The sequence below is a fragment of the Candidatus Eisenbacteria bacterium genome (genome assembly GCA_013140805.1).
Lineage (GTDB): Bacteria > Eisenbacteria > RBG-16-71-46 > RBG-16-71-46 > RBG-16-71-46 > JABFRW01.
This window is the reverse complement of record JABFRW010000072.1, coordinates 1-8,885: the sequence shown is the minus strand read 5'-3', so window position 1 is coordinate 8,885 and position 8,885 is coordinate 1. Positions and strand designations below refer to the sequence as shown.

Below are 8,885 nucleotides of genomic sequence, written 5' to 3'. Positions count from 1 at the left end.
TAGGAGGAACGCCCGAGGTGATGCAGGACGGACGCACCGGCTGGCTGGTGCCGGCCCGGGATCCGGCCGCGCTCGCTCGAGCACTCGCCTCGGCGCTCGCCGACCCGACCGAAGCGCGGCGCCGCGGGGAGGCCGCGCGCGTCGATGTGCTCGCGCATCGCAGCATCGCCGCGATGGCGCGAGCCCACGAGACCTTCTACGAATCGGCGTTCGCCCGCCGCCGAGAGGACGCATGAACTCGGTCGTCTACGTCACCACCGCGTTTCCGACCCAGGCGTTCTTCCTCGAGAACGAGGTGCATCGACTGCTCGCGCGCGGCGTGCGGGTCCGGGTGCTGCGGCTGCGAGGTCCCGGACAGAACGTGCAACCCGAGCATCGGGTGCTCGAGGCGGTGACGACCAGCGTCGGTTCGCCGTTCGCGCCGGCCGGATGGCTCGCGCTGCTCAGATGGCTCATCCGCAAACCGCACGTGCTGATCCCGGACGCGTTGCGCATGATCTGGGCTTCGCGCGGCAGCCTCTACGCCCTTGCCGGTCACATCGGCTACCTGCCGGCGGCGGCGCGGGTCGCGAGCCTCGTCGAACGTGAACGGTTCGATCGCATTCACGGCGGCTGGGCCCATTTCCCCGGCAGTGTGGCGTACCTCGCGGCACGCCTCACCGGACGGCGCTTCAGTCTCGCCGCACATGCCGGCTCGGACCTCTACCGCACCCAGGCGTTTCTCGCCGAAAAGGTGCGCGCCGCCGACTTCGTAGCGGCGTGCGTGCGCGGCAACGCCGAGATGCTTCGCACGCTGGCCGGGCCTGCGTCACACGTCGAGTGGATTTATCACGGCGTGGACCTGACGCGCTTCGACGGTAGCGGACGCGTGCGTGCGGCCACCCCGCAGTTCCTGACCGTCGGACGCCTGCACGCAGGCAAGGGTTACGACACCGCGATCCGGGTGCTGGCGCGGCTGCGCGAGCGCGGCTTCGATGCGCGGCTGGAACTGGTCGGCGACGGTCCCGAACGCGAGCGTCTTGCGACACTGGCGGCGGAGCTCGGCGTCACCGATGCCGCGACCTTCCGCGGCGCGTTGCCGCAACGAGACATCCTGCCGCTCTATCGCAGCGCGTGGCTGCTGCTCGCTCCGAGCCGGGTGCTCTCGAACGGTCGCCGCGACGGGATTCCCAACGTGATCGTCGAGGCGATGGGAATGGGGCTCGCATGCGCGGGTACCCAGGCTGCGGGACTCGAAGAGGCGGTCACACACGGCGTGACCGGCACGCTGACCGCACCGGACGATGTCGAAGCGATGGTGGCCGCGATCGAGCCGCTGCTTCGTGATCCGGCGGCACTCGACCGGCTCGGCGAGGCGGCACGCCGCCGCGTACACGAGGGTTTCGACGTCGAGTCGAACTTCGAGCGCACGTTCCAGCTCCTGATGTCGACCGGGCGTGCGGGAGCCTCGCGATGAAGGTGTTGCACGTGGTCGAATCGATGCGCCGCGGAGGCGCCGAGACGGTGGTGGTCGAGCATGTCCGCCACGCGGCGCCCGACATCGAGTCGCACGTGGTCGCCCTCAACTTGGACGGTCCGGCGCTCGAGGCCGCGCGTGCCGCCGGCGCCCACACCACCGTACTCGGCAAGGGCGGCGCACGGCTCGAGGGCGTGCGACGCCTCGTCGCGCTGGTCCGCGCCGCGCGCCCCGACGTGATCAACGGACACAACGCGACCGGGGGCCTCTACGCGACGCTGGCCGCGGCGCTGACCGGTGTGCCGGTGTGTTTTCGCACCGAGCACACGCTGCACTTTCGCGGTCGCCACTCCGTTTTCTATCCGCTGCTCGAACCCCTGGCCACCGCCTTCACGCGACGCGTGGTGTGCGTGTGTCAGGCCGTGCTGGAAAGCCACGTCTCCCGCCTGCCCTGGATGGCTCGGCGCTTCGTCACCGTGGCCAACGGCATCGCGTCTGCACCGCACACCCGCCCGCGTGAGGAGGCGCGCCGGGAGCTCGGCCTGGACCCCGATTCGGTGGCGCTGCTCACGATCGGCAGCCTGTCGCGTCAGAAAGCCCAGCACGTCATGGTCGAGGCGTTCGCGCGCGTCGCCGCGACGCGGCCCGCCGCGGTGCTGTGGATCGCGGGCGACGGTTCGCGCCGCGCGGCACTCGAGGCCCAGGCCGCGGCGCGAAACGTCTCGGAGCGGGTGCGATTCCTGGGACCGCGCGAGGACGCCGCGGACCTGCTCGAAGCCTGCGATGTGTTCCTGCTCTCGTCGGAGCGTGAAGGCCTGCCGATGACGATCCTCGAAGCGATGCGCGCCGCGCGGCCGGTGGTCAGCACGCGGGTCGGTGGCACGCCGGAGGCGGTGGTCGACGGCGAGACCGGACGACTGGTCCCGATCGGCGACGCGGAAGCCCTCGCGGGGGCGATCGACGAGCTGGTCGGCGACCCGGCGCGCCGCGCAGCGTTCGGCGCGGCCGCACGGCAACGCTGGCAGCTCCGCTTCACGGCCGAGCGCATGGTGCGCGAGACCGAGTCCCTCTATCGTGTGGCGCTCGCCGAGGCGGCACCGGCCCGTCGGGTCGCGTGATGGGAGGGAGCCCTTGAGTCTTTCGGTCTGGAATACGCGTGTGCCGCGCTCGCCCGAGTTCAGCGCGAGCTGGAACGCGCGCCTCGCGCGCTCGCCGCACGCGAACTTCTCGTTCGATCTGCGTCTGATCGACTGGGAGGCCTCGCACGGTCGCCACGCGGAGCTGGTGCAGTTCGAGGGGCCCGGGCTCGCGGCTGCGTTCGTGTTGCGCGAATCGCACGGCGAGCGCGTGTGCGGTTGGCCGTGGCGCACTCAGGCGGTGATCGAGGGCCCGGAACGGCTCGGCCCGGTCGGCATTACCGGCGAGGAGACCGCGGTGCTGTTCGCGCACGCGCGCGAGCTGGCAGGTGGGGGTGCAGTGCGCTGGTATTCGCCGCACGCGCCGCCGCCCGGCATCGCGGGGTTTCAGGCCGGCACCACGCTCATGTACTCGATCGTGCACGAGGACGACGATCTGTTGCACGCGATGAGCTCCAGCAAGCGACGCATGGTCCGCAAGGCCCAGCGGCTCGGCTACGTCGTGCGCGGGCATCGGGGACTCGACGACCTGCGGTCGTTCGCGACCCTCCAGCAGGAGACCACGCTGCGACATGGACTCACGCCCGACGTTTCGCCGGCCGCGGCGGCTCGCCCGGGGGAGCGCTGGCGTGAGTGGGAACTGCCGTGGATGTGGTTGCTGGTCGCCGAACTCGAAGGCAACATCGAGTCGGGACTCGGAGATGGGGTGTTTCGCGGTGGCGTGCTGGAGGCGCGAGCCGGGGCCAGCAGCGAGCGAGCGCGCCTCGACGGCGCGTTCGCGTTGCTGTCGTTCGAGGAGGTGCGGCAGGCGCGCGCCGACGGCTACCGCTGGATCAACCTCGGCGGGATGAATCGATTCAAGCGCGAGTTCGCGGGCGACCTCGCGACGCCGATCGCCTACCACGCGTGGTTGTCAGCCCGCGGGCTCTCGGCGATCCGTCACCGCGGCGAAGTCACGGTGCGCCACGCGCGCGAACGCGCCAGACGCGTCGCGCGACGATTGCGGCCGGCACGTGCACCAAGTCTCGCTGCGGCCGCGCATCCGCCGCAGCTCGAGCGCTGGAGCACCCGCGAGAAGCGTCCGTCCGGGTTCGAAGCGCTGTGGAGTCAGCGCCTGTCGCGCTGCGCGCACGCGCACTACGCGATGCGGCTCGATCACCTCGAGTGGGAGGCGCGTCACGGTCGGCACTCGATCGCCTTGCTGGTCGGCGATCCCGCCGCCGCGGTGGTGCTGCGCGAGGAGCGCGGCGGCTGGGTATCCGGCTGGCCGTGGCGCTGGCAGTGCGTTGTCGAAGGCGGCGAGGGCACCACCGGCATCACACCGGCGGAGTCGAGCGTGCTCGCGCTCGCGGCGGAACGCGTGGTGCCGGGCCGGCGACTCGAGTTCTTTTCCCCCGACGCGCCGGCGGCGGAGTGGCCCGGCTTTCGCGCCGGTCCGACCATCGTGCTGGACATCACGCCCGAGGAGGACGTGCTCTGGAAGGCGCTCGACAAGTCCAAGCAGTCCAGCATCAAGAAGGGAGCTCGCGACGGGCTCGTCGTCGTGGTCGCGGATCGTCCCGAGCAGTTCCGCGCCTTTCATCGGCTGCAGAACGAAACCGAGGCGCGCCGTCGCGCGGACGGTGAACTCGACGCGACGTTCGTCGCACCCGAATCGAACCTCCCCGATCCGGCCCCCGGAGAGGGCTGGCGTGAATGGGAGCTTCCGTGGCACTGGTTGCTGGTCGCCGAACGCGACGGGGTGGTGGAGGCCGGTTCGGGATTCGGATTCGCGCCCGGCGGCATGCTCGACTACCGCACCAACGCCTCGTCGCTCGCCGGCAAGAAGTCCGGCGCCAACTTCATGCTCGCGTGGGAGGCGGTGCGTCGCGGACGCGAGTTGGGCATGCGCCGCATGAACTGGGGCGGCGCCACGCGCTTCAAGCGCGACATGCGAGGCGAACTCGTCGAGATTCACTGCGGACTCGGCGGCGGCCCGGTGTGGCGGCTGCCGAACGAATTCGCGGCGGCGGTGCGCCGCTCGCGGCCGCGCGTGGCAGCGTGGTGGAGAAGTCTGCGCAAGACCGGGGAGGGTAAATCGCGATGACGATCGAAGCCGCGCGTGCGAAGTTCGAGCGATTCCTGCGATGGACGATCGAGGTCGAGTATCCGGCCCACCAACGTTTCCTGCCCGCCGGCGAGCGCGAGGCGTTCGGCGACTACTACAAGGGCCTTCCGAAGCCGGGCGACGAAGAGGCGATCCGCCGCAAGCTGCGCGGCACCTGGCGCGGGGATGCGGGCTGGACCGCACGCTGGCTGGCGCGCCGCGACCGCCCGGTGGTGCTCGACGCGGGCTCCGGATTCGGCACCTTCGCCATGATGTACGCGGCGGTCGGCGCCGAGGTGCTGGCGGTCGACCTGCGGCCCGATCGGCTGGCGGCGGCCGATCGGCGCCTCGCCTTCTACCACGAGACCACCGGCGAGACGCTCGCGGTTCGCAACCTGCGCGCCGACCTGACGCGCGAGTGGGAGCGCAATGTCGACCTGGTGTGGGTCTATAACGCGCTGTCGCACATCGACCCGCTCGATCCGTTCATCCAGAAAGTGCGAGAACACCTGAAGCCCGGTGGCGTGCTGGTGGTGGGCGACATCAACGGCGGCAATCCGATCCACCTCGAGCGGCTGTCGCACGTGCGCGATCAGGTGCACCAGGAGTACGTCGCGCCCGACGGCCAGCGGCACGCCTACGCGGTCGAGCGCACCTTCACCCCGTCGCAGATGCGCGCCGTGATGGAGTCGAACGGCCTGCGCGTGGTGCATCACGAGCTCTACTGGGGCGGACTCGCGACGTTGCCGGGACCGATCTACGACTGGGTGATGCAGCCGCTGCAGCGACAGTGGAGGCTCGGCGAACGCCGCGCGCGCCGACAGCTCATCGTGGCGGGGCGCGGGGATTGAACGGAGCCACGCTCGATCCTTCGCGGCCGCCCGGCGCGCCGCGCTCGATCGCGCCGGTTCCGCGCGCGCCCTACGCGTGGATCAAGCGCGGTTCGGACCTGGTAGGCGCCGCGGCGCTGCTGGCGCTGTTCGGCGTGCCGATGGCGCTCATCGCGCTGCTGGTACGATTCGATTCGCGCGGACCGGCGCTGTTTCGACAGCGCCGCATCGGCCGCGGCTCGGCCGAGTTCGTGATCTACAAGTTCCGCACCATGGGAGTCGGCACCCCGGAGGTCGCCTCGCATCTGATGGTCGGCCGGCATGCTTCGCACGTGACGCGGATCGGCGGATTCCTGCGTCGTTCGAGCCTCGACGAGTTGCCGCAGTTGTTCAACATCGTGCGCGGCGAGATGACGTTCGTCGGCCCGCGCCCGGCGCTCTTCAATCAGGACGATCTGATCGCGATGCGCCGCACGGCCGGCGTCGACGCGCTCAAGCCCGGGGTGACCGGGTGGGCGCAGATCAACGGCCGCGACGACGTGCCGAACCATCGCAAAGTGGAGCTGGATCGCTACTACCTCGAGCGCTGCGGTCCGGCGCTCGACGTGGCGATCCTGCTGCGCACGCCGTTCGCGCTGCTGGTCGGACGAGGCGTCAATTGAGCCGCGAGCCTGCACCCGCGCCGGCGGCTTCGCCCCGCGCGGAGAGCGTGACCGCTGCGCCGCGCCGCTGGCCGCTCGGCCGCTTCGCACGCGTGGCGGTGCTGGCGCTGCTCCTCGCGCTCGTCTATCACCGCGCGCTCGCCAAACTCGCCGAAGTGTGGCGCACCAACGAGAGCTACTCGCACGGACCGCTGGTCCCGATCGTGGTGCTGGCGTTGCTGTGGCTGCGGCGACGGGCGATCGCCGCGGTGCCGCCGGCTCCCGATGCGCGCGGACTGGTGCTGGTCGTGCTCGCGTGCGTGGCGCTCGTCGCGGGCATGCGTGCGGACCTGTTCGCACTCGAAGGCTACTCGCTGCTCCTGATGGTGTTCGGGCTCGCGATTTCGTATCAGGGCATCCCGCGCCTGCGCAAGCTCGCGGTGCCGCTCGGCTACCTGATCTTCATGCTGCCGTTCCCGCCCGTGATCGTGAACGAGCTGAGCTTCGCGCTCAAGGAGATCACGGTGCGACTCTCGACGACGCTGGCCGAGCAGCTCGGCGTACTGGTGCAGCGCAACGGCATGTCATTGTGGCTGCAGGGCGGCGAGCTGCGGGTGGAGAATCCGTGCAGCGGGCTGCGATCGCTGATCGCGCTGCTCGCGACCGGTGCGCTGTTCGCGATCTTCCAGCCCGGCGGTCCGTGGCGCCGCATCACGATGTTCCTGTCCGCGATCCCGGTCGCGATGTTCAGCAACGTGTTGCGGATCACGCTGCTGCTGGTGGTCGGGCACTACCTGAGCGTTCAGCAGGCCGGCGGGCGTGCACATGACTGGTCCGGAGTGGTGCTGTATGCCGCCTCGCTGATCGGGCTGCTGTCGGTGCGATGGTGGCTGTCACCGCGCGCTCGTCGCCCACGCACCGACCGCCAGCCCGCGGTGTTCGCGCGATGATCCGCTTCGTCGCCACCGTGCTGCTGCTCGCGCTCACCGGCCTCTATGTGGCGCTGCATCCGCCCACCGACTACGCGCTCGGGGGCAACATTCTGGCGAGCTGCCCGCTGCTGCTCGATGACTGGAACGGTGCCGAGCTGTCGTTCGAGGATGCGGTGATCGAGGAGCTGCGGGCGGACGAGATCCTCGTGCGGCGCTACCAGCGCAATGACCAGCGCGTGTGGCTGTGCATCGTCTATCACCAGCGGCGACGTTACGGCGCACACGATCCCAAACTGTGTTACGAGTCGCAGGGTTATCTGGTCGAACGAGTCGAACCCGCTCGCATCCAGGATGGAAGTGCGGAGGGCCTGGTGGTGAATCGGTTCGTCGCCCAGTCGCGCCGCGAACGCCGACTGGTCTACTACTGGTGGAATGCCGAGGGACTCGCAACCTCGGACGTGGCGAAGTTTCGCCAGCGACTTGCGCTCAAAGGCGCACTCGGGGCGCCGGCATGGGGGGCATTCGTGCGAGTCGAGACGATCGTGCACGCGACCGACGAGGACGCCGAGCGCGTGGTGCGAGACTTCGCTTCGAGTGTCGCGCGCTCATTGCCGTCGATTCTCTCTCGAGCGCCGCGGACTGGCGCGTGAATCCGCTCGAACAGATCGCACTGGCCGGACACGCGCTCGCGCTGGTGGCGCGGGCGAGCCTGCATCCACGCCTGTGGATTCCGTGGCTGCCGCTGATCCTGGTCGAGCTGGCATGGCTGGCGCTGCTGGCGGGCTTTGCGCATCCGGCGGTGTCGGGTGTCATGGCGCCGCTGTTGACGGCGATCTCGGGCGACGCGGTGCTGCACTACCCGAATGTGTTTCGCATTCTGCCGGGGCTGCATGCGCGCGGCGCGTTCGTGATCGTGGCGACGCTCGGCTCAATCGTGGTCGGAGCGTCGGTGTGGGTATTCGACGAGCTGTGGGCGGGCCGCACGCCGCATCCCGGTGTGGCGCTGGGCGAGGCGCTGCGCCGTGCTCCGGCGCTGATCGTCGCGCAGGCGCCACTGCACCTGCTCACCGTGGTGTTGACGTTCGGGCTCGCGGGATGGATGGAGGGGCGCGGCAGCTCCGGGATCACGGTGCGCGCGCTGGGTCTGCTCGCGACCCTTGCGGCGACCGTATTGCAGGCGCTCTTCCTGCTGGTCCCGGTCCATGTGATGCGGGCGTCGCGCTCGCCGCTCGGCGCGTGGCTCGAGATTCCGCGCGTGTTCATGCGCGCCGGAGTCACGGTCGTGGTGCTCTCGACGCTGGTCACGGTGGCGGGCTTCCCGCTCGAGTTCCTCGCGCGTTTCACCGAACGCCTGGTCGAGCGTGGCCGGCCCGAACTGGTCGCCGCGATGGTGGTGGCGCAGATCGGATTCGCGACGCTCGCGGGATTCGTGCTCGCGGGGGCGGCGGTGGTGTGCTACCGGACGCGCGTGGAGGACGACACGTGGGCATGAGATCGCGCTGGGCGCTCGCGTGTCTGGTGCTCGTAGCCGCGGCGGGCTGTCGTCCCGGCACGCTGTCGGAACGGTGGCTGGCCGAGAAGGCCGCATGGCATGCGCAACGTCGCGTCGACCGCCTGGCGATCGATCCGCGGCTCGCCAGCGAGCGAGATGTCGCGCAGGCGCTCGCCGCGCATCGCTCGATCGCGCAACGCTGGCCGGCGGCGGTCTGGGTGCCGCGCGCGATCGCCGGCGACACGCTGGCGCGTGATGTGGCGCGGATCGCCGGGCGCGCGCTCGTCACGGTCGCCCTTCAATTCTTCGAGC

General features: G+C 70.4%; 10 protein-coding genes. All 10 read left to right on the top strand.

The genetic code is table 11. The features are described from left to right. A partial coding sequence (locus tag HOP12_06330) for a glycosyltransferase (protein ID NOT33773.1) occupies nucleotides 1-236 on the top strand: 236 nt, incomplete at its 5' end. Then, nucleotides 233-1,456: a glycosyltransferase family 4 protein gene (locus HOP12_06325; protein NOT33772.1), complete on the top strand. Its 1,224-nt coding sequence runs from the start codon at nucleotides 233-235 to the stop codon at nucleotides 1,454-1,456. The genes HOP12_06330 and HOP12_06325, both read left to right, overlap by 4 nt. After that, complete coding sequence (locus tag HOP12_06320) at nucleotides 1,453-2,574, top strand: glycosyltransferase (GenBank protein ID NOT33771.1); 1,122 nt, start codon at nucleotides 1,453-1,455, stop codon at nucleotides 2,572-2,574. Before HOP12_06325 ends, HOP12_06320 begins: the two co-directional genes overlap by 4 nt. 13 nt (nucleotides 2,575-2,587) lie before the next feature. Beyond that, nucleotides 2,588-4,678 (top strand): GNAT family N-acetyltransferase, encoded by a 2,091-nt coding sequence (locus HOP12_06315; GenBank protein ID NOT33770.1) that lies wholly within the window; start codon nucleotides 2,588-2,590, stop codon nucleotides 4,676-4,678. Beyond that, nucleotides 4,675-5,529: a methyltransferase gene (locus HOP12_06310; GenBank protein ID NOT33769.1), complete on the top strand. Its 855-nt coding sequence runs from the start codon at nucleotides 4,675-4,677 to the stop codon at nucleotides 5,527-5,529. The genes HOP12_06315 and HOP12_06310 overlap by 4 nt, the downstream gene beginning before the upstream one ends. Before the next feature lie 80 nt (nucleotides 5,530-5,609). Continuing rightward, nucleotides 5,610-6,170, top strand: a complete 561-nt coding sequence (locus HOP12_06305) for a sugar transferase (GenBank protein ID NOT33768.1) — start codon at nucleotides 5,610-5,612, stop codon at nucleotides 6,168-6,170. 47 nt (nucleotides 6,171-6,217) lie between these two features. Continuing rightward, nucleotides 6,218-7,099, top strand: a complete 882-nt coding sequence (locus HOP12_06300) for an exosortase/archaeosortase family protein (protein ID NOT33767.1) — start codon at nucleotides 6,218-6,220, stop codon at nucleotides 7,097-7,099. Further along, on the top strand, nucleotides 7,096-7,731 hold the full coding sequence (gene epsI / locus HOP12_06295; protein NOT33766.1) for an EpsI family protein: 636 nt from the start codon (nucleotides 7,096-7,098) through the stop codon (nucleotides 7,729-7,731). The genes HOP12_06300 and epsI overlap by 4 nt, the downstream gene beginning before the upstream one ends. Then, on the top strand, nucleotides 7,728-8,573 hold the full coding sequence (locus HOP12_06290) for a hypothetical protein (GenBank protein ID NOT33765.1): 846 nt from the start codon (nucleotides 7,728-7,730) through the stop codon (nucleotides 8,571-8,573). The genes epsI and HOP12_06290 overlap by 4 nt, the downstream gene beginning before the upstream one ends. Then, the coding region (locus tag HOP12_06285; protein NOT33764.1) for a hypothetical protein at nucleotides 8,570-8,885 on the top strand (316 nt) is incomplete at its 3' end. The genes HOP12_06290 and HOP12_06285, both read left to right, overlap by 4 nt.

What these genes read in the sequence shown, in the direction of transcription:
- HOP12_06325 (NOT33772.1), top strand. Translation starts at nt 233, where the DNA reads ATGAACTCGGTCGTCTACGTCACCACCGCGTTTCCGACCCAGGCGTTC.
- HOP12_06320 (NOT33771.1), top strand. Translation starts at nt 1,453, where the DNA reads ATGAAGGTGTTGCACGTGGTCGAATCGATGCGCCGCGGAGGCGCCGAG.
- HOP12_06310 (NOT33769.1), top strand. Translation starts at nt 4,675, where the DNA reads ATGACGATCGAAGCCGCGCGTGCGAAGTTCGAGCGATTCCTGCGATGG.
- epsI (NOT33766.1), top strand. Translation starts at nt 7,096, where the DNA reads ATGATCCGCTTCGTCGCCACCGTGCTGCTGCTCGCGCTCACCGGCCTC.